Origin of the sequence: Paenibacillus sp. J45TS6 (assembly GCF_018403285.1) — a bacterium.
GTDB lineage: Bacteria > Bacillota > Bacilli > Paenibacillales > Paenibacillaceae > Paenibacillus.
The window spans coordinates 41,040-61,890 of the sequence record NZ_BOSJ01000019.1 but is presented as its reverse complement, the minus strand read 5'-3'; the positions used below and the strand labels follow the sequence as shown (position 1 = coordinate 61,890).

Annotated in this window: 15 protein-coding genes; 2 read left to right on the top strand and 13 right to left on the bottom strand. The window is 41.8% G+C overall.

Features of this window, described 5'->3' with window-relative positions:
• Positions 1–113 precede the first annotated feature (113 nt).
• Entirely contained in the window at positions 114–1,802 is a 1,689-nt protein-coding gene (hcp, locus tag KJS58_RS20955; protein WP_213535425.1) for a hydroxylamine reductase, read from the top strand.
• 242 nt (positions 1,803–2,044) lie between these two features.
• Here hcp and KJS58_RS20950 read toward each other — a convergent pair whose 3' ends face one another.
• The 8 genes from KJS58_RS20950 to KJS58_RS20915 all read right to left on the bottom strand — a co-directional run bounded on the left by KJS58_RS20950 (position 2,045) and on the right by KJS58_RS20915 (position 13,304).
• Complete coding sequence (locus KJS58_RS20950; protein WP_213535424.1) at positions 2,045–2,614, bottom strand: SF0329 family protein; 570 nt, start codon at positions 2,612–2,614, stop codon at positions 2,045–2,047.
• A 290-nt stretch (positions 2,615–2,904) separates the two neighbouring features.
• Positions 2,905–4,062, bottom strand: a complete 1,158-nt coding sequence (locus KJS58_RS20945) for a cobalamin-independent methionine synthase II family protein (RefSeq protein ID WP_213535423.1) — start codon at positions 4,060–4,062, stop codon at positions 2,905–2,907.
• 377 nt (positions 4,063–4,439) lie between these two features.
• Positions 4,440–5,408 carry a tRNA dihydrouridine synthase gene (locus KJS58_RS20940; protein ID WP_213535422.1) on the bottom strand — a complete coding sequence of 323 codons (969 nt, stop codon included), beginning with the start codon at positions 5,406–5,408 and terminating at the stop codon, positions 4,440–4,442.
• 392 nt (positions 5,409–5,800) lie between these two features.
• Positions 5,801–6,967, bottom strand: coding sequence for an ROK family transcriptional regulator (locus KJS58_RS20935; protein WP_213535421.1), 1,167 nt, complete (start codon positions 6,965–6,967; stop codon positions 5,801–5,803).
• Positions 6,968–7,086: 119 nt separating this feature from the next.
• Positions 7,087–8,715, bottom strand: coding sequence for a glycoside hydrolase family 43 protein (locus KJS58_RS20930; RefSeq protein ID WP_213535419.1), 1,629 nt, complete (start codon positions 8,713–8,715; stop codon positions 7,087–7,089).
• Positions 8,716–8,777: 62 nt separating this feature from the next.
• Positions 8,778–10,175, bottom strand: a complete 1,398-nt coding sequence (locus KJS58_RS20925; RefSeq protein WP_213535418.1) for an MFS transporter — start codon at positions 10,173–10,175, stop codon at positions 8,778–8,780.
• 327 nt (positions 10,176–10,502) lie between these two features.
• Complete coding sequence (locus KJS58_RS20920; RefSeq protein WP_213535417.1) at positions 10,503–11,711, bottom strand: MFS transporter; 1,209 nt, start codon at positions 11,709–11,711, stop codon at positions 10,503–10,505.
• 489 nt (positions 11,712–12,200) lie between these two features.
• A complete protein-coding gene (locus KJS58_RS20915; RefSeq protein ID WP_213535416.1) occupies positions 12,201–13,304 on the bottom strand; it encodes a DUF1648 domain-containing protein in 1,104 nt (367 codons plus the stop codon).
• Positions 13,305–13,491: 187 nt separating this feature from the next.
• Between KJS58_RS20915 and KJS58_RS20910 the strand changes: the two genes are divergently transcribed.
• Entirely contained in the window at positions 13,492–14,304 is an 813-nt protein-coding gene (locus KJS58_RS20910; protein ID WP_213535415.1) for an AraC family transcriptional regulator, read from the top strand.
• 237 nt (positions 14,305–14,541) lie between these two features.
• Here the strand turns inward: KJS58_RS20910 and KJS58_RS20905 are convergent, their stop codons facing one another.
• From KJS58_RS20905 to KJS58_RS20885, 5 genes are all read right to left on the bottom strand, one after another.
• The gene (locus KJS58_RS20905) at positions 14,542–15,702 is read right to left on the bottom strand and encodes a glycoside hydrolase family 27 protein (protein WP_213535414.1); all 1,161 of its coding nucleotides are present in this window, start codon (positions 15,700–15,702) and stop codon (positions 14,542–14,544) included.
• A gap of 583 nt (positions 15,703–16,285) precedes the next feature.
• Complete coding sequence (gene rlmD, locus KJS58_RS20900) at positions 16,286–18,178, bottom strand: 23S rRNA (uracil(1939)-C(5))-methyltransferase RlmD (protein ID WP_213535413.1); 1,893 nt, start codon at positions 18,176–18,178, stop codon at positions 16,286–16,288.
• Between the two features lie 56 nt (positions 18,179–18,234).
• Positions 18,235–19,116: a diacylglycerol kinase gene (locus KJS58_RS20895; protein ID WP_213535458.1), complete on the bottom strand. Its 882-nt coding sequence runs from the start codon at positions 19,114–19,116 to the stop codon at positions 18,235–18,237.
• A gap of 231 nt (positions 19,117–19,347) precedes the next feature.
• Positions 19,348–20,163, bottom strand: a complete 816-nt coding sequence (locus KJS58_RS20890) for a sirohydrochlorin chelatase (RefSeq protein WP_213535412.1) — start codon at positions 20,161–20,163, stop codon at positions 19,348–19,350.
• Position 20,164: 1 nt separating this feature from the next.
• Positions 20,165–20,455: a YerC/YecD family TrpR-related protein gene (locus KJS58_RS20885; protein WP_160033767.1), complete on the bottom strand. Its 291-nt coding sequence runs from the start codon at positions 20,453–20,455 to the stop codon at positions 20,165–20,167.
• Between the last annotated feature and the right edge of the window lie 396 nt (positions 20,456–20,851).

Here is a 20,851-nt window from a genome sequence, read left to right as displayed (position 1 = left end):
ATCACCCATACGGCTTTAAGGGCGGGGTATACTGACTTCTGACAGTCCAATTGAAGGGCAAACTTATACTGAATCAAACGATAAAGAATGACATGAAAACAGGAGGAAAGATAATGAAAAACAACGTGACAGAGCAGACCTTAAACCATCAGCCGTCCATGTTCTGCTTTCAATGCCAAGAGGCATCCAAAGGAACAGGCTGCACCCTTATCGGGGTATGCGGTAAACCGCATGACGTAGCCAACCTGCAGGATTTGCTGATTTATCTGCTGAAAGGTATCTCTTTTCTCAGTCTGGATGTCCGGCTACCGGAAGTGCTTGAACAGCGCATATCGCTGTTTATCATGGACTCCTTGTTTGCAACGATTACGAATGCCAACTTTGACCGCGAGATTTTTGTAGGAAAAATAAGAGAAGCGATAGCGCTCCGCGGCGAGGTGCGAGGCTATTATAATGAACAATATCCGGACCGAGCTGCGAGTCTCCCAGATGCTGCTGTGTGGGAAGCGGATAACGAGGCTGATTTTGATGAAAAAGCACGTACGGTTGGTGTCCTCTCCACACGTAACGAAGACATCCGCTCGCTGCGCGAATTGATTACATACGGCCTCAAGGGGATGGCTGCGTATACGTATCATGCGCTTCACCTGGAGAAGGATGACAACGAACTAAACCGATTTATGCGCCGTGCGCTTGCAGCTACGCTTGACGATAGCCTTGAAGTGCAGGATCTCGTAGCTTTGACGATGGAAACTGGGAAATACGGTGTAAACGCAATGGCGATGCTTGACGAAGCAAATACCTCCGTGTACGGAAATCCAGAAATAACGAAGGTGAATATTGGAGTTAGAAACCGTCCCGGCATTCTCATCAGCGGTCATGACCTGAAGGATTTAGAAGAACTACTGAAGCAGACGGAAGGAACCGGCGTGGACGTTTATACGCACAGTGAAATGCTCCCTGCTCACTATTATCCAGCGTTCAAGAAATATGAGCATTTTGTAGGTAATTACGGGAATGCCTGGTGGAAGCAGACTAGCGAATTTGCAGCCTTTAACGGACCGATTCTAATGACAACCAACTGTATCGTTCCGCCGAAGGATAGTTATAAGGACCGTATTTATACAACGGGCAACACCGGATTTCCGGGCGTACGTCATATTCCAGAAGGAACGGATGGCGCTCCAAAGGACTTCTCTGCACTGATCGAACAAGCAAAAGAGTGCCCAGCTCCAACAGAACTTGAAACAGGTGAGATCATTGGCGGCTTCGCTCATGCTGCTGTGATGAACGTGGCTGATCAAATTGTCGATGCTGTGAAAACCGGTGCGATTCGCCGATTCTTCGTCATGGCCGGCTGTGATGGGCGGATGAAGTCCCGCAATTATTACACCGATTTTGCAGCCGAGCTTCCGAAAGATACGGTCATCCTGACCGCAGGCTGTGCCAAATACAAATACAATAAGCTGGATCTAGGCGATATCGGCGGAATTCCGCGGGTTCTGGACGCCGGGCAATGCAATGATTCTTACTCCCTGGTCGTTATCGCTATGAAACTGAAGGAAGTATTCGAACTTGAGGATATCAATGAACTGCCGATTTCCTACAACATTGCCTGGTACGAGCAAAAAGCAGTTATCGTGCTGCTTGCCCTGCTTTATCTTGGCGTCAAAAATATTCATCTCGGCCCTACGCTTCCTGCATTCCTCTCGCCTAACGTTGCCAAAGTACTCGTAGAGAACTTCGGAATCGGCGGTATTACCAATGTAGAAGATGACATGAAAATGTTCCTAGGTGCCTAATAAATAAATGCCCCGTATTGCTTGCTAAAAGAACACAAAAAAGAAGACTCACAGGTCCTAAACTGTACCCTACAGAGTAGACACTTTGAAAAAGTCTATCCTGTGGGGGACAGTTTAACCATCCTGTTGTCTTCTTTTTTATACTTAAAGTCAGTGAATTCATATTTCACTGACAGTTAAGAGGTCCAAGACACTTGTTAGTTCATCTACTCTTGGATACTCTTTAATGAAGTTATTTATTATTATAATGTACTGCGCCGTAGTTCATAAAAATACTGCACAATGGGATGCTTTAACTTTATCTTCTCGGACATGTTAAGAATTCGTTTTTTCCCAACTCGTCTGTCGATTAACGCTAATACATTCAATAAGATATCATTGCTCTCTAGATTTTCATCTATTGAAGTAGATAAGTACTTTGTCGCTACAACGACAAAATTAGATTTAGTTAAGGTGGCTTGGGCTGTCAAAAGCTCCTTAGCAAGTAAAGTTATTTTCTTCTTTCTTGCAATTACGATTAAACGATCTTCCGGAACCGTTCCCTTCGTATCTTGTCTGACCTCTTCAATCTCTTCATTGCTAATCGGGACTTCAAGAGTTGAATCACTCTTAATTTCCTGTTCCGTCTGATACCATCTGATCGAGTTATTTGGATCACTCATGTTGAGTACATTCTTCTTATCAACGGAAATATAACAATTCCCTGATTTACCAAGTAAATAATGATAGCTTGTTGCACGGTATTCGACTCTTCCAACTAGCGCAGGACAGAGAAAACTCTCCAGTTCTTTCTTCAATTTACTCCAGGACATGTATCCTCCTATTTCTTAAAGCCTAAACTACCTATTTTTGCGGTTGCCCGGCTTTCTATGCTTTCTTTTCGTATGATGAGACATTCTTTAATTTAAAACACTTTGTATCATCCATTCAGGCCTTCCCCCGATTCTATCACAACTTTATTTAATTTTCAGCACGTTCCTCTATGCATAGAAAAAGACTGCCGATAAGTACCATCGACAGTCTGTGTGAGAGAATCTACTTCCCTCTTTAATTTAAGTTTACATAGGACTAAAGCAACCAAGGGTATATGAAATTGATTCAACTAACCCCAATATTGCGCTGCAATACGTTGTCCTTGATTAATTTTCGCCCACTGCTCATCTTCCGTGAGTTCATTGCCGCCATCACAAGACGCAAAACCGCATTGGTGAGAAAGTAATAAACGATCCTTATCAATGATTTTCGATGCTTCATCAAGCATTCTGACTACACGAGCCTCATCGTCAAGCGTATTGGTTTTGGAAGACAACAATCCAAGTACAATTTCTGTTTCGGGCTTATCTTTGAAAACCGCAAGTGCCTCAAGCGAGCCTGCACGTTCATCATCCCATTCAAGGAAAAAGCGATCGTATTTTAGCTGCTTCAAGAACAGATTCGCAATCTTGGCATACGAGCCGCCGCCCATATTCCGGGAATCATAATTACCGCGGCAGTTATGTGTCCACATTTTGAGACCTAAGCTGTGACCATAATCAATGACTGTATTGTTAATGTCAATAAATTCGGTAGCTAGAGCCTGCACTTCCTCTTGATTGATATTCTCGCCCGTATATGGAGAGTTCGGATTATCATCTGCAAATAGCTCCCATAGGCAATCGTCGAATTGAAGGATTTTACCACCAACAGCAGCAAACTCCTCTACAAATTCTTTATATGCCTTAACGAGACCATTTTTAAGCTCATGCCGATCTTTATAAACAGCTTCCGCGCCGCCAATGTTATCTGACCAAGATAGCTCACCATAAATATGGGATGGAGAAGGTACGCACAACTTGGTTTCACGGTCACCAGCAGCGGCTTGTAGTTCTTTAAACACATGAATAAAATGATGGTTTTTACCGCTTAATTCGCCTGTAATACGTAGTCCAATATCTTTGCGGGTCTCATATTTTGAAGTTCCATCCGTATCTCTGAAAAAATATCCATGATCCGCTATATAGCGGCTAACTCCCTCAAAGCCCCAGACAAAGTCCAAATGCCACATCGATTTGGAATACTCTCCATCGGTAAGAATGGATACACCATTTTTAATTTCTTTATCGACTACAGATTTAATTGCATCCGTTTCACACTGCTCATATCCATCGAAATCTTGGTAAAAAGGATAAGTGATATCATCACGGTGTTCAATCTCATGTTTATATTCTAATAAGTCCGACGGACGCAGCAAGCTACCTACGATTTGAAATCTATTGCACATTTACATTTCCTCCTTGTTTGTACATCTCGTTATGTATTGTTTTGATTCTAGCATGGAGGAATACGATCCACATAACACTTAAAAGTAATACCTGGTTATAGCTAAAAGCTATAACCAGAAGCTAAGCTTACCCTATAGTTATTATCGTTTTCTTAAAGGGCGAGCTGTCTAATACAAAAAACCGAACTCAGAAAAGTCTGGGTACCCTAATTGTAATGAGCGAGAAAAAGCCAAGAAAAACAGGAGTATAGACCTGAATTTATCTTGGCTCACATGTTGTACACATCGATGTTACAATCGTTAGATTAGTAGAATCCTATTTTTTGCTTATATAACTTAAGCTGTTTAGTACAGTTAATTCCACACACTGTTAGATATTAATCAACATTGTTTTCTTCGAAATGATCAAGCAATGCACGTACTTCATCTGTAGATTTCGTGTTCATCAATTGATTTCTGAGTTCGCCTGCACCACGGAATCCTTTGACATATATTTTGAAGAAACGATGAAGCGCTGAAACGGAACGAGGCAATTCTTCTATATATTGATCATGCAGATCAAGCTGCAATCTTAGGAGATCCAGGTGCTCCTTACTGCTATGCTCTTTCGGTTCTTTTTCAAAAGCAAACGGATTTTTAAAAATACCGCGCCCAATCATCACGCCATCTACACCATATTTCGTGGCAAGCTCCAGCCCCATTTGACGGTCAAGAATATCGCCGTTAATGGTAAGTAATGTATTTGGCGCTATTTGATCACGTAATTCCTTAATCTCCGGAATGAGCTCCCAGTGCGCATCGACCTGGCTCATTTCATCTCTTGTACGCAAATGAATGGAAAGGTTCGCGATGTCTTGCTTTAGAATATGAGTTAACCACTCTCTCCACTCATCTACTTCCTTAAAGCCAAGCCGTGTTTTCACACTTACCGGCAGTCCGCCCGCTTTTGCCGCCTCTATAAGTTCTGCCGCAAGATCTGGACGAAGAATGAGACCGCTGCCTTTCCCTCTTTGTGCGACATTCGGGACAGGACAACCCATGTTAATATCAATCCCTTTAAAACCCATCTCCGCTAAGCCAATACTCATTCTCCGGAAATTCTCAGGTTGATCCCCCCAAATATGGGCAACTAGTGGCTGTTCATCCTCCGTAAACATTAAGCGTCCACGAACACTCTTCATTCCTTCTGGATGACAGTAACTCTCTGCGTTTGTGAATTCAGTAAAAAACACATCAGGTCTGCCTGCTTTAGCTACCACATGTCGGAATACCACATCCGTTACATCTTCCATCGGAGCTAGTACGAAAAAAGGTTTAGGTAAGTCGTTCCAAAAATTTTCTGACATATTTAAATTTCATATCCTTTCATTAAAGGTACATCTCAGATGCTGAATTAATATTAATAACGAAAATAGTTCAATTTCTTTCACACATATTCAATAGAATACACCATCTGTCCCCAATAAGAACTAGCATCTATTTGGACTTTCGAGTAAATGTTTTAAATCATTTTTACAGTATACCCTAGCTTTATTCATTTATCATCAACAAGGTCCTCTTCGAAAAACAGAAGCAAATCTTGAATTTCTCTCATCTCTTATCCATTTTTTAAAAATACAAAAGAGCCCTTACCAGGACTCTTCATTCTTGAAATTTTCGAGTTGTATGTAGCTTTATCTGTATGCAATTGCTGTTTCAAAATCCTAGAAAATATTTCTGGTGATAGAATATGGACAGATTACTCCGTGAAAAATAAATCATACAATTCTAATCCTAGAATTTTTCTGCAAATTAAAGCCACTCCACCGAGCAATGTTAATTTATGAATATGATCATCAATGGAAATAACTTGGGTTGAGCCTCGTGGATCAAGTGCCATATATTCTTTATTAATCTCGTCTAATAAGTATGGAAAGAAGGCAATAAACCTGGATGAAAGAAACACCGCGTCTGGTGCACTATATTGTACTGAATTGTAAGTAATTTGTGCGATAGCTGAGGCCCATTCCTTCATAATCGCAGTTACTTGCTCATCCTTTTTATCCATAAGTATAATAAAATCCTCTAAAGTAAAGTTCGGAATGTTTTTCAATTTACTAATCTGATCGAGCACCGCTTTTTCAGAATACACTTCTTCTAATCGGCGTTTCTTTTTATTATCTGAAATGATGATCGATCGCCCAATCTCACCAGCCAAACCATTTAAGCCTTTATACAAACTCCTATCAATAATCGTTCCTACACCGATTCCGTTATGAATGTTGATGGCTAGAATATTATCAAATTGAACATCATGAGCATGCTGATAAAAGTCTCGGATATAAATAGCAGTGAGATTTGCTTCATTTTCTATGATGACAGGAACATCTATAAGTTCCTTTAACGCATCGATTAAATTAAAGGTTTGAAAATCTAAGAAGGGACTATACAAAATTTGATTATTAAAAACTGGCGCATGCACAGAAATAGCGATTCCTATTAATCCATGAATGGTATCATCAATTTTCAAATTTACAATAATATCTTTCATGACTGCAAAGATATCCTTAGCTTTGTTCGTATAAATTTTGATGGAATCATGATGAATGAGCTCGCCATTGATATAATTTATGGAGTATCTTAAATGTTTAACTCCCATATCAAACGCCAGTACAAACCCATATTTGCGATTAAAGCGTATTAAGTTTGGTCTTCGCCCACCAATATTAGACGCTTCACCTATTCCTAACTCTTCAATTAAACCCTCGTTGTGAAGCTCACGAACAATAGAAGAAACTGTGGATTTTTGAAGATTGATTTTGTCAGCTATTGAACTTCTAGATGTCTGATCAGTATCAAATAAAGTTTTTAATACTAATTTTTTATTATTTTCTCTCATTACATCCTGATCAGTTTTCTTAATCATTTAATTATAATTCCTTTCAAATATTGTTCAGTTAGAAGTATAGCATATTGGACAAGTTATCTAAAAAAATAGTTGAAAGATTTAATCTCCCAACTATTTCTTAGTTTCACGATTCTGTTTTATTTTTCTTCAAGTTCTTTATACATAAAATAGTCGAAGTCCGCTGGCAATTCATAACCGGAATAATCAACATTAGCCATTCCAACAAAAGCTCCAGTGAAGAATCCTCCATAGGATTGAACCACATAATCATCAGACAAAATTGCTGCATCCAACGTCAAGTCAATATCAGTCCAATGCTCATTATCAAAAGAATAGGCATAGGTATAGGTCTCTTTTCTAACTTTCACTTTAAAATGCACATAATCAACGTGATCAGGTACTTTAATGGCTTTATCCTTAAGGAAACTTGTGAGTACTCCTCGATCATTCTGAGTCACTTCAATGACTCGTCCATTAATTTCATTCCAAGTTACGTGAATCATAGACCAATGCTTCGTATTATAGTAATTTACGAGTCCAGACATCTGCTGAAATGTAAAAGGGGAATACGCTACTGCTGTTTGAGCATCAAAATAAAAGGATTGCCAACGTCTTGCTACAAGCGACTGTTCATGTTCATTTGTTAAAGAGCCTTTACCAAATAAGCGCAAATTCCCAGGCTTTTCTGTAAGTGAACCTATTTTCTCATCAAATGGAACTCGTAAGGTATTAAAATTAATATTTAAAGTATCGGAGTCAAAATCATCCTTCTCTGGATAGGTTGGAGCATATTTTGTTTCAACACACCCTTTAGGGGCTTCAACAAAACGACTTCCCTGCTTGCCGCCTACGATATGCGGCCATTTATCATCATCCCACTCAACTTTTTGAATTGCTGTTTCTCTTCCTAATGTACACCAGCCGCGCGGATCACGGCTCGATTCTGTCTCACGATGCCATGGGCGTCCCGTCAAATGTGCAAAATACCATTCTCCTGATGGAGTATCTACTAACGAACCATGTCCACATTTTTGAAGCTCATTATTAGGCGCATCAAATGCAGTCAAAAATACATCACCAGGTTGTGTTTCATAAGGACCAAATAATTCTGCAGACCTAGCAACTACCTCTTGATGAGAATAAACCGTACCTCCCTCAGCACAAAATAGATAATATTGTCCAAACAACTTATAGATATGAGGACCTTCTACTAATTTAACATCGGTTCCTATATAAATGATTTTTGCAGTCTCAGGAAGCATTCTCTTTTCTTCAACCGAATATTCCGTAAGTTTAATTCCGTTAAAAGGATGACGATATTCTCGATGATCCCATTCCATTTGGACAAGATATTTTTTTCCATCATCGTCATGAAACAGGGAAGCGTCAAAACCCACTCCATTTAACTTGATTGGATCACTCCATGGACCGTTAATGTTTTCTGCAGTAGTTAAATAATTGGTCATATCTTTGAAGGCGCCTTCAGTAACTTTCACATCGGTATAAACAAGCCAAAACTTCCCGTCAGCATAGGATAAATCAGGGGCCCATATACCTGCTGAATCCTTGTTTCCTTTCATATCTAGCAACACCTTCGTGGAAAGCGGGTGAGTGATAAGCTGCCAATTGACCAGATCTTTAGATTCATGGATCTGAACACCTGGAAACCATTCAAATGTAGAAGTTGCAATATAGTAAGTATCATCAACTCTTATAATTGAGGGATCTGCATTAAAACCTTTTAATACTGGATTATTAATTTGCATGAAAATTTCCTCCTTATACCTCTATTATTTAGTAACAATCGCCTAAAACATTGACCCATCCCTTAGATACTATGGCGAGCCTCGATTTCTTTATTGATTTCATAAACTTGTTCATCAGTTAAATTGTATTTAGAAATAATAATCATAGCTAGAATTAACAAGATAGCAGGCAGAACAGCAACTAACCACAATATTCCTTGTTGTGCGAAGCTAGATTGTACTTCACTTCCAGCTACATACCCTGTAAAGCTTAGAACAAAGCCAGGAACGACACCGCCTAACGCCATACCAAATTTGAAAAAGAATCCAGTTAAAGCGTTCACAACTCCCGATATACGCCGTCCTGATTGAAGCTCACCATATGAAATAACTTCTGGAACTAATGCCCACATGTATCCGGTTGCAACAATTACGCCCGTAGATTTAATGAATTGAGCAATAAGAACCCATGTAATATGATCTTGTGGATTTGGAATGAAATATATAAAGAGCATCCCAATAATCGCTATACTTAAAAACACCAGGAACATACTTTTTTTACCGATTGCTTTCTTGATTTTAGGTACTAAAGGTAAAAAGATAAATGCCGGTATAGACCCTAGTGCATTAAACCACTGAACATAATCTGATGCTTGTACAACATACTGCATATAATAGGCTCCGCCTGCATTACCGATCGACATCATGGCAAAAGCGGTTATAAAAAAGAATGCTAGAATTCGTAATGGTTTATTTCGTTTAAATTCAGTCACCAAATCTGAAATCTTGACTTCATCTTGCTTTGAATCATCCATTACAACTCTTTCTTTCGACTGAGTAAAACAAAACAATAAGATAAGAAAACCGACACCTGCATATATAGCCATTGTTATGAGCCAGCCAGAAGCACTTGATTTCGTATCCCATGTACCATCGGAAGAGAACAACTTAACGAGTACGGGCACTCCATAGGCAACTGCAAGACCACCCAAATTGGCAAGGAACATACGTGTTGAAGTTAATTTCGTAATTTCGTCATTGTCACGAGTTAATGAAGCATTTAGTGCACCATAAGGTACATTCAATAAGGTATAAAGCATAGATAACCCAACATAAGTCACATACGCATAAATTAAACTACCGGAATAACCATTCCAAAATACTAATACGGCCAACACTGATAACGGGAAACCAGCAAATACTAAGTAACCTCTATATTTACCAAAGCGTGTGGTATTTTTATCTACAACTGCACCAACAATTGGATCCCAAATAGCATCAATAATTCGTACAACCAAAAACATCGCAGCTGCAGCCCTAGGATCTAGTCCATATACATTGGTGTAAAAAAACAATAAATACGTTGATACCGTATTATAAATGAGATTCTGTGCCAAATCACCGGAACCAAATCCTATACGCTGCAATCTGGATAGTTTATAAAAGCCCCTTTCACTGTTTCTTGTCATACTCGATTCCATAAGTTGTCCTCCTTAGCTCATCATGATGCTGGAAAGCGTTTTCTTCAATTTGATTTTACCATAGTTGGTTCGACGGAGCAACTAAATACCTATAAGATTGTATACTTACCTGCTTAATGCAGCTTAGCTATTTTACACGCTCTTAGCTCTCTAATATAATTCCATTTGACCTCCAGCGTTTTTCATCCCATATTTCAAGGTCTTCACCAATGCATTCGTCCCACTCATAAGAATCGCTATTACTTGTTCTTCTTAAGCGGAACCCATTAAAAAACCACCAATTAAAAAGCAAATGCCTTTCAATTGATGGTTTAAAAACTTACTTTGTTATATAGTTTCGTTCACTTTCCCTAAATCATCTTTTTTAAGCATAAGCATGACAGCAAAGGAAATACAATATAAACCTGCTAAGTAGAGCATTGCAACCTTCATATCATAATTTTGTAGAATATAGCCGACAAGTATTGGTGAAAAACCGCCTATTGCCCGGCCGAAGTTGAAAATTGTGTTTGTTGCTGTACTTCGAATTTGAACAGGATAAAGGCTACCAATCAACGCTCCATATCCAGCGAACATTCCATTGGAGAAGAATCCGACAATCGCACCGCCTATTAGTACACCTATACTACCCGTCGCATAAGAGTATAAAAACACTGCACATGCAGAGGCGACCAGGAAGAGGCCAAAGGCACGCTTCGCTCCGAATCGATCTAAGAATAGTCCAAAGGTTAACATACCAATAATCATGCCAACGGCCGTACTAATTGTCCAAATAGCAGAGCCTGAAACAGATAAACCTTGTGACTGTTGCAACATCGATGGCAGCCAAATCATTAATCCGTTATAACCAGCAATTTGAACAGTTGCCATGATGATTAAAGAAATTGTCGTAATTGCTGTTCGTGGCGTTTCAAACAATTGTGTTAGCTTACTCTTTTCAGCTTTCATACTAGCCTTTTTATTTTTCTGAGCAGCAAGCCACTCAGGTGATTCATCTAAGTTCTTCCTTACGATAAATGCAAAAATAACAGGTACTACACCAACAAAGAACAATGCTCTCCATCCTAAAGTAGGAAGAATGATCGCACTTAGTAATGCCGCTAAAATGACACCATATTGAGCACCAACACTGACATATGAAGACGCACGTCCTTGTTTATTTTTCGGCCAAGCTTCTGCAACAAGTGCCATACCAATCCCATATTCTCCTCCGGCACCGATTCCTGCGATAAATCTAAATAGATATACTTGTTCAATGCTAGTAGCGAGTCCAGTTAAAGCTGTACCAATTGCAAACAAGATGACGGTATATGTAAAGACCTTTACCCTTCCATACTTATCTGCTAAAACTCCAAAAATAATTCCTCCTAATAGCATCCCTACATTCGTTATGGAAGAAATAAGTCCTCCCGTTGCTAAATCAATGTTAAATTCTGAAATAATCATTGTCATCGCAAATGAGATAAACATGATGTCCATGCCTTCTAATGTTAAACCAGCTACCGATGCGACCACGGTTTTTTTACGATAATCCATTCTACGATCCTCCAAGTGTGTTCTAGATGTAATTATTCTCTTCATTTACGAATGAATGGATTTATCTTTTTATGTATAAATTTCCCATTCTCCTTTTCAGCCTCTCTGGACTTCCTTTAAAAGAGATACGTTAGTTGTTTCAACAGCTAACGAGCAAAATAAATACCCTTTCATCAGATTAGACAAAAGGGCATGAATAAACAAAGATATTAATAATTTAATAACTTAATATATCAGGTAGCCCTTTTCAGTCTCTCTGGACTGTGTTAAAGGTAATTATTTCAAAATTCATTTTAGCAGAGCGATCTATATTTCTCAATAAAAATTTTATGGACACCAATTCCCTTTGAAATAGAATAAAGTTTTATACAAGGCACCAGCACATGTTTAGTTTCCTTCTTTTTGTTCAATTATGAATAAACCCTCACTGCAAAACGGTCTTTTTCTCGATTTCTTCCCCCACTTTTTATATCACTCCGGTGAGCACTACTAACCTCCAAACCTTGTTCTCACCACAACTAGCAGTACAATAATTCCGGTCAAAGTCAGCCAGCTTACTGGGTGACCAAAATTTAATCCCCAGCCGACTCCGAACCTTTTCTCGGCGAGTAGGTTTGAATCCTTGCGATTGAAATAAATCATACCTAACAGCCATTTATCATCATCATGGACAGGTCTGACATTAGATCTATCGGCAGATTGCTCCAAGCGGCTTCCACCCTGACCAGCCCAGAACGATAAAGCGAAGAAGTATAGACTAATAAAGGCTATTATAATTAAGATAATGGAGATAGCGAAATTGATGTTAAGCAGAGATATCATGTTTAGTTGCACGACAGAAAGCAGGATAACAATTAAGATGCTTGCTGTAATCATAAAACATGACCAAGCACGGCGGTAAGTTACGTCTTGTCTGATGGAACGGTTCCGATCAGTGGGGTGAACCTGCTGCTTCACTCTACGAATACTCCAATTCTCAAATATGAACAAAAGTGTGATAAACGCTTGCATTAATGTAGGCATAAACACAGAACTATACGATTTAGCGGCATAGCGGTCTACCTTCCAACTGCTGTTGTAATGGATCGGAATCTGATCAGGAATCAGATCATAGTTGCGTTGCACCGTTACAATACTAACCACAATAATTAAAACATGAATGAGGAACCAATAACTAGACAAGCCAATGTTTCTTTTCCGAAAACCAGTGTCCACTGCCAAGATCGAAGATTCTGGAGCAATAGGCAGCGTAGGTAGTAGACTTTTCATTTTGAAATGATAACTAATGTTTATGGCTAGGGAGATCACGACCATGGTGAGTGAATAAGCGACAATGACCCAACTTTGTTGTTTGGAATGTTCATCACTGTATATTAGGCTGATGATACAAACAATGAGTAGGATGGTATGTAAGATAGCACTAATCCTTACATATGACTTCCGCATCTGACGCAGAGGCTCACTGTGGAATTGCACAGCGCTCACGGTGACCCCAAAACTAATCGTTTCTCTTGTTAAATAAGGCATGCTTACCATGAGTACAATGGCAGGTATAAATACACAAATCATTATTAAAACAGGCATTATCGTCATATCACTTGCCTCCTCATCTACAATAAATTTAATTATAATCGTTTTTAGTGAATACAAGGGTTAAATTCAACATTTTTCCATATCCAAATATCGAATGCCCGGTTTCGCTTGATATGATTAACCGCCGTCTAGGTATAATCTTTGCAAAAGATATGAATACATTAAAACGACACGGAGGCAATTTCTTATGAATTCGGTCTTTCTCCCTGAGGATTTGATATGTACGGACAGCGGACAAAAACCCCCCAATCTACATCATTGGGGGGGTGTCCGTGATATTTTTTCACTGCATTATGTGGTCCGCGGAACCGGGTATTATGAGGTTGGCCATGCCACCTATAAGTTGACTCGGGGCGAAAGCTTCATGATCTTCCCGAATACGGAAGTATACTATTATCCCGATCCCCAGGATCCATGGGAATATGTATGGGTGGACTTCAAAGGCACCGAATCGCAGCGCCTTTTGTCCATGACCAAGCTTACCCACGATAAGCCGATAGTAACGAAAAGTCCCGTCGGCCTAGAGCCGCTTTTTCACCAGGTCGAGGCTACAGGTATGGCGCCGTTTCAAAGAGAGCGGTCGAGTGCTTGCCTGCACTTGCTATTATCTTATTACATGGAGCACTATCCCCAGGAAAAGGTCCTCCAGAAAAACGATTATGTAGTATCTGCCAAGGAATATATCGAGAACAACTATTGGAAGGCGACGCTGACAGTTTCTGATATCGTCAAGTACGTCAGTATTGAACGAAGCTACTTGTTCCGTTTATTCAAGGATGCCACCGGGATGTCCATATTAAGCTATCTGAAGGCCATTCGAATAAAGCGAGCCTGTACATTGCTGCATTCATCAAAATTTTCGATTAAGGCTGTTGCCTGGTCTGTAGGTTATCAGGATCAACTCTACTTCTCCAAGGTGTTTAAGAAGGCAACCTCTTACTCTCCTTCCGAGTACATGAAGAAGAATGCTCTTGCCTCCGGTGGGAAAGAGGAAGCTTGACCATTATGCACAACGCTCCTCCAGACCCGAGGCATCAGCGGAATAGTACGCAATTTCCCGATTCCCGGAAATATCTGATCAGCTTTTCGATGGGTTCCCGACCACATTTTAACTCTTTGCCCAGGCAATCGATACATAGAAATTGCTTCGCATACCTTGTCACAAGTTTGGAATAAATGGCGATATCATCCGCCATCAATGGAGCTCCACACTCTTTGCATATCTGGGGATTCACGTTTATTTCACCAGCTTTGCGCGGATGATCATACAATCATGAGCCGGCACGATGGCATTGAATCTTTCCTTAAATACGCCAAGTTCCTTATGCTCCCAACAATCGTACAGTGAAAGTGAAACACCGGATGCATAAGGAAGCCCGATATCCCAGAATAACAAAGGCAGTTCCCTTTGGCTATCGCTCAGGTTGAAAAGACCTACGGCCACATCCCCGTTAGTTAATGCCTTCACCAGCATAAAGGTTTCATCCGTATGGAACCAATTGGGTTCCGGCTTAATACGGTAGGCTCCGCGAGCTTCCAAGTCCTGATTGATCGCAATAATATCCTTGTTCATCAGAATGTCTTTTGTAGCCTGGCTCGCTTTGCGTATGTCGCTACCGATCATTAGCGGGGATCCCATTAAGCTCCATAAGGCAAAGTGGGTTTTATATTCATTGTCCGTACAACCGCCGATCTTGTTGCCGATAAAACCGCTGTTGCTGCCGCCGTACATCCCTACGACCAGCATGTCCATATCGTTGTGGCAGAAGGACCCCGTGTAGCATTCCTTGCCAAGCTGGGAAATCGCCAAATTTTTGATGGACTCCCAGTTATCCTGAATATCAACGGTAGAACGGTACATATGGGCGCCGGATTCCCTAATCCATTGATATACGTCATCTTCCCCCCAATTGCATGCAGAGAAAAGAATGTCTCTACCGCAGTTTTTAAGGGCCAGACTCATTCTTTTATAAAGTAATTCCCCGGACATATTCCGTGGCTTGAAACAATAATCGTATTTCAGAAAATCTACGCCCCATTCTGCGAAGGTTGCCGCGTCCTGGAACTCATGCTCGAAGCTTCCTGGAAATCCGGCGCAGGTATGGGTTCCCGCACAAGAGTACATGCCGAACTTCAACCCTTTGGCATGAATATAATCAGATAGGCTCTTCATTCCGCTGGGAAATTTTTTAGGGTCCGGCACCAATCTTCCTTCCTCATCTCTTTCCCTTAAGCTCCAGCAATCGTCTATGACGATGTATTCGTACCCAGCATCTTTATAGCCTTCCGACACAAATACGTCCGCTACATCTCGAATCAGTTGTTCATTGATATCCCAAGTGAAAGTGTTCCAAGAATTCCATCCCATTGCTGGTGTCAAGCCAAGCAGTTTATCCATAGTGGCTCCATCCCTTTCCGGCGTATAATTCCGTATGTATGCCACTAGTCTAATCATTTCCTCCTATCCATGCCTATAGCAAGAAGTTGCTTCTATATGGACATTTATTGCTTTGAATCATCTTTAATAGCGATGAAGAAAAACAAAACCACCCGTCTATTGAACTGCACCTCATGTTAGACACCTATCTGACATGAGGTGCAGTTTTTTATGACTAAGTTTAGTTCAGACGAAAAATTACAAGCAGTTGTACGATATAAAAGTGGAACTGAAAGCATGCTTTTCTTCAATCTTAGAAAAACAAAAAGAACGAATTCCACTCTAAGAAATTCGCTCTTTCTATTATATTGGTTCAGTATGAATAAACCCTTGCTACAAAACGGTCACTTTCTCAATTTCTTCCCCCACTTTTTATATCACGACTTTATTATAATCTGAATAATGTCTTGATATAAAAACAGAGGAAAGGCTTGATGGAGCTGGGTTTTTCCCCTTCCTCCATTCAGCCTTTCCTCTCTTTTATCACGTCTTTATTCGATTTTTAGCACGAGTTTATTGTGAATAGCATGAGTTTATTCATTATCTACAAATCCCTAACTAACACCGCAACGGATTCTACGTGAACGGTATGTGGGAACATATCCACCGGCTGAACCTCAGTCGTCCGGTATCCACCGTCCTCGAGCACACGCAGATCTCTCGCCAGTGTCGAAGGATTACAGGATACATACACGACCCGCTCCGGACGCATCTCTAGAATCGTCTCCAGCAGCCTCGGATCGCAGCCCTTACGCGGCGGATCGACAACGATCACGTCTGGGGTAATCCCTTGTTCTTTCCACTGCGGAATAACATCCTCAGATGGCCCCGTTTCAAAGGTCGCGTTCGTAATGCCATTCAGCTCAGCATTTTTCTTCGCATCCTCGATTGCTTCTTTCACAATCTCGACCCCATACACATGCTCCGCATGCTGCGCTAGGAAAAGAGAGATCGTCCCAATCCCGCAATACGCATCGATAACGGTCTCTTTGCCGGTAAGACCCGCATATTCTACGGTTTTACCGTAGAGCACTTCCGTCTGCACCGGGTTCACTTGGTAGAAGGAACGCGCCGAGATCGCAAACTTCACGTCTCCGATATAGTCATAGATCACTTCACTACCCCATAACACGCGGGTAACATCCCCGAAAATCACATTCGTTTTCTTCGTGTTCACGTTCTGACAGATACTTGTCACCTGCGGAAGCTGTTCACGAATACCGCGAATCCATTCATCCTTCTCCGGGATACTGTCTCCATTCGTGACAAGGACCAGCATCATCTCCCCAGTGCGGAACGCTTTCTTCACGACAACATGTCGCAGCAGTCCGCGCCCTGTCTCTTCGTTATATGCTCTAATCCCAACGCGGCGGCCAATCTCTTTGACACGCTCAACGACTTCATCATTATGCTCATGCTGAATTAAGCAGCGCTCCATATCGACGATCCTGTGACTGCCTTTCGCATAAAATCCACCGATAAGGCCGCCTTCCATCTCGCCCATCGGCACCTGTGCTTTGTTCCGGTAACGCCAAGGCTCGTCCATACCGAGCGTAGGAAGAACGGTAATTCCAGCAGACTCATTTGGAACATTCATCCATTCATGCACAGCTTTATCCCCACTGCTGTGTACAGTTTCGGTTCCTTCTCCAAGGTTATCCACTTGTGGATGACTGCTGTCGGCATCTCCATTATCCACATCTTGATGAGCGCGCACTTCATTACCCACGTTTTCGCCAGCAACATTCAGTTTCCCGATCCGCTTCAGATTATCTACAACCATCTGGCGTTTCCAGTGAAGTTGTCCTTCGTAGCTCATATGCTGCAGCTGGCAGCCGCCACACTGTGCGTAGATGGGACAAGGGGCAGAGACACGGTCTTTGCTCGCTTCAACAATCTCAAGCAGTTTCGCATATCCGTACTGTTTCTTTGTCTTCAATACTTTGACGCGAACTTTCTCGCCAGGAAGCGCGCCCGCTACGAACAAGGTATACCCTTCCGCACGTCCAACTCCTTCGCCGTCATGATTCATACCGATGATATCGATCACGGTCTCGTCGTTCTTCGCTACCGGCAAACCGAGCTCAGCCGCAATATCTCTTGCAGGCCTGTCCTTGCCGCCGCGATTACTGCCCGAACGCCCTCTTCCTGATCTTCTTTTCTCGGTTTTACGGCTTTCTCTACCTTCCAACTGTTCTGCCCTCGCTTTAGCAGCAGAAAAAGATGCCTCGCCTTCCGGCCGCATCTCTGTTCTTCTTACATTCAGAACTTCCTTGTTACCTGATTTCCCTGTTACGTATCCTGTCTTCTCAGCCTTATCGCGCCCTCTGTCCTGACGAACTGCATTATTTTTCGATTTCCCTGCACTTGTCATTTCCTGGCCCTGGCGCTCTGTGTTCCGGCGGCTTTTTCCACGTCCGCTGCGGTTTGTATTCATATAAGCTAATTCCTCTTTCTATAGTAAAATTGATCATATTTCTCTTAATATCTTTCTTATCTGAAAATTTGAATGTGATGCGGCAGATTACGGAATGTTGCAGGCAGCTGTCCGCCCAGTTCTCCATCCAGATTCAGCAGTACTTCACCTGGGGAGTTTACTTCCATATAATCCGTCTGAAAATGAATAACCTTCTTGTCGTTCAGATGCTCTCCGCGCAGTGCGAGCCTAACGAGACGAATCATCTCCGCGAGATTACACTTCTTGAGAGCAATGACATCGAATAAACCATCGTCAATCGTAGCTCCGGGAGCAAGTTTCTCAAAACCGCCTACCGAGTTTGTGTTTGCGATGAGAAAGAGCATAAATTCATCATGGATGTCTTCCTGTCCGTTCGCACGGATATACAGCTCCTGCGGAGCCAGGTTCGTCATTTTCTCCATGCCCTTCATATAATAAGCAAGCTGACCAATCATCGTCTTCAGTTTGCTTGGCACTTCATATGTGAGTTCCGTCAGCGTTCCGCCGCCGGCTATATTAATAAAATAACGATCATTCACAAGTCCAAGATCCACGGGACGGGTCTCTTGACGAATAACCATGTCGCAGTAATCTTCCCAGTGACGCGGAATTCCCAGCGCTCTTGCGAAATCATTGGTGGTTCCCAGCGGAAAAATACCAAGCGGCGGTCTATTTTCTTTTTGGGCCATTCCGTTAATCACTTCATAGAGTGTACCGTCTCCACCGGCCGCAATAATGAGATCATAGCCGCGATCAACTGCTTCCGAGGCTTCCCTCGTTGCATCACCTTCGCCTGTCGTTGCATGGCAGGAAGCTTCGATTCCACCTTCATCAAGACGCTGTAAGATAGATACAAGTCTTCTTTTCGCTTCTTCCCGGCCCGAAGTCGGGTTATAAATTAATCTCGCTTTTTTCATCGTCATGATCCTTACGCCACCTACTTTTAGCAAATATCCGTTCCTTTTGTGCAGCATAGTTTCTTCTAAAGTATTCCCAATAAAAACGCTCTTTAGTGTCCCATATGCTTATATCTCACGTGCAGACACAGATAGTTCATTATACAACAAAAACCCAGCTGTCGTCTTCAATCTGATTCGTGTAATCACGTCAGGACAATCAGCCAGGCTATATTTTGTATTCCACTATATTCAAATACTGCTCCTATTGTTCATCCTGCTGTCCGTGCTTTCGTATGAACGAGAGATTACATCTTGCTGCATCGCGGCAACTTGTCTCTCAATCCAGGTATGAAGCAGCGGATGAGGAAGCAAGGTTCGTTCACCGCTATAGATGACTTCCACCCCATCAAGACGTTTTGGAATAACTACATTGGTAAAATAACCCGCACTCAGAAACAGCGGAACCGCAATCACGCGGTATCCTTGTTCTCGCCAGTAACTTGCACGTTCCTTGACCTGATCTGGATTCAGCAGAGCATAATCTGCTTTTGCAACGCCGCTGATCGTCTGCACTCGCTCTGCAAGTGTTCCTAGACCCTGTTCCCATCGCTGTAGGAAACCATTATGGCGGCTACCATGGCCAATGAGTAGAATGACTTCGCGAGATAGATCCTCCGAGAAGGACTTCACTTTATCCCAGACCATATCAGCAAGCAGAGGATCATCATGAAGCGGAGATCCGAAATGCAGTCTCGCCGAAATCCGAAAGGGAGCAAGATCCGTTTCCTTCTCAGGGGAAGGCTTCGCACCAAGAGCATACCCAATCTCATCTACATGCGTACTTCCCGCCGAAACAAACAAAGGAATTGCCAGAATATCGGTTACCCCTGCTGCTTCCAATCGGTCAATCCCGTCCTGAATTCCTCTTCCTTCTACATTCTCGAGAAAAGAAGCTTCCACAAGAGCAGGCTGCAAAAGCGTAAGCTGCCCTACCGCATCGTCTACAAGTTCTGTCCAGCCTGCATCCTTGGATCCATGGCTGATAATGAGAACGCCCTGTTTCATCCTAGCGTCCGAGGCGCTCCAGCGCCATTTTGTACCCGTCATTTCCGTAGTTCAGGCAGCGTTTCACACGAGAAATTGTCGCTGTGCTTGCTCCTGTCTCGGATTCGATCTGGTTATACGTATTTCCTTTGCCGAGCATACGCGCTACTTCCAGACGCTGAGACAGCGACTGAATTTCGTTCACTGTGCACAAGTCATCAAAAAACACATAACACTCTTCGATATCTTTAAGCGTCAAAATCGCTTCAAATAATTGATCTATACTTCTATCATCTAGCTTTTTCAGCTGCATTATTTTATCATCCCCTAAGGTTATCTGATTACTTTCTCCATTGTACCTACCCTATGTAGGTATTTCAAGCATTAACGGTTTCACGCGCTACAGAATAAAACCGTTAGTATATCGGTTTCCCCTGTCGTAATGCCACTACACATTATAACACAATAATTCTGCTGGCGAATGTATTTAAAAACTTGTCCACATTTTCCTTGTAGCTCGAAATGAGAATTCTTATCCACAGTTCATGATGTGTACATCATGTGTGCATCTAGACGTTATCGACGTGTTTTGATCTCGTCTCGATCTAGTAGGCAGCGGCCCAAATCCGCGATTATCACGGAAAAAAGCGGCTTTTCTAAAACCCTATAGGTTATTGTTACATATACTATGGTAAATCATGTGCAAAGG

Coding starts and splice junctions, on each gene's coding strand:
- KJS58_RS20890 (WP_213535412.1), bottom strand. CDS start 20,163: ATGAAACAGGGCGTTCTCATTATCAGCCATGGATCCAAGGATGCAGGC.
- KJS58_RS20945 (WP_213535423.1), bottom strand. CDS start 4,062: ATGTGCAATAGATTTCAAATCGTAGGTAGCTTGCTGCGTCCGTCGGAC.
- KJS58_RS20935 (WP_213535421.1), bottom strand. CDS start 6,967: ATGATTAAGAAAACTGATCAGGATGTAATGAGAGAAAATAATAAAAAA.
- KJS58_RS20915 (WP_213535416.1), bottom strand. CDS start 13,304: ATGACGATAATGCCTGTTTTAATAATGATTTGTGTATTTATACCTGCC.
- hcp (WP_213535425.1), top strand. CDS start 114: ATGAAAAACAACGTGACAGAGCAGACCTTAAACCATCAGCCGTCCATG.
- KJS58_RS20885 (WP_160033767.1), bottom strand. CDS start 20,455: ATGCAGCTGAAAAAGCTAGATGATAGAAGTATAGATCAATTATTTGAA.
- rlmD (WP_213535413.1), bottom strand. CDS start 18,178: ATGAATACAAACCGCAGCGGACGTGGAAAAAGCCGCCGGAACACAGAG.
- KJS58_RS20920 (WP_213535417.1), bottom strand. CDS start 11,711: ATGGATTATCGTAAAAAAACCGTGGTCGCATCGGTAGCTGGTTTAACA.
- KJS58_RS20895 (WP_213535458.1), bottom strand. CDS start 19,116: ATGAAAAAAGCGAGATTAATTTATAACCCGACTTCGGGCCGGGAAGAA.
- KJS58_RS20940 (WP_213535422.1), bottom strand. CDS start 5,408: ATGTCAGAAAATTTTTGGAACGACTTACCTAAACCTTTTTTCGTACTA.
- KJS58_RS20910 (WP_213535415.1), top strand. CDS start 13,492: ATGAATTCGGTCTTTCTCCCTGAGGATTTGATATGTACGGACAGCGGA.
- KJS58_RS20930 (WP_213535419.1), bottom strand. CDS start 8,715: ATGCAAATTAATAATCCAGTATTAAAAGGTTTTAATGCAGATCCCTCA.
- KJS58_RS20925 (WP_213535418.1), bottom strand. CDS start 10,175: ATGGAATCGAGTATGACAAGAAACAGTGAAAGGGGCTTTTATAAACTA.
- KJS58_RS20905 (WP_213535414.1), bottom strand. CDS start 15,702: ATGGATAAACTGCTTGGCTTGACACCAGCAATGGGATGGAATTCTTGG.
- KJS58_RS20950 (WP_213535424.1), bottom strand. CDS start 2,614: ATGTCCTGGAGTAAATTGAAGAAAGAACTGGAGAGTTTTCTCTGTCCT.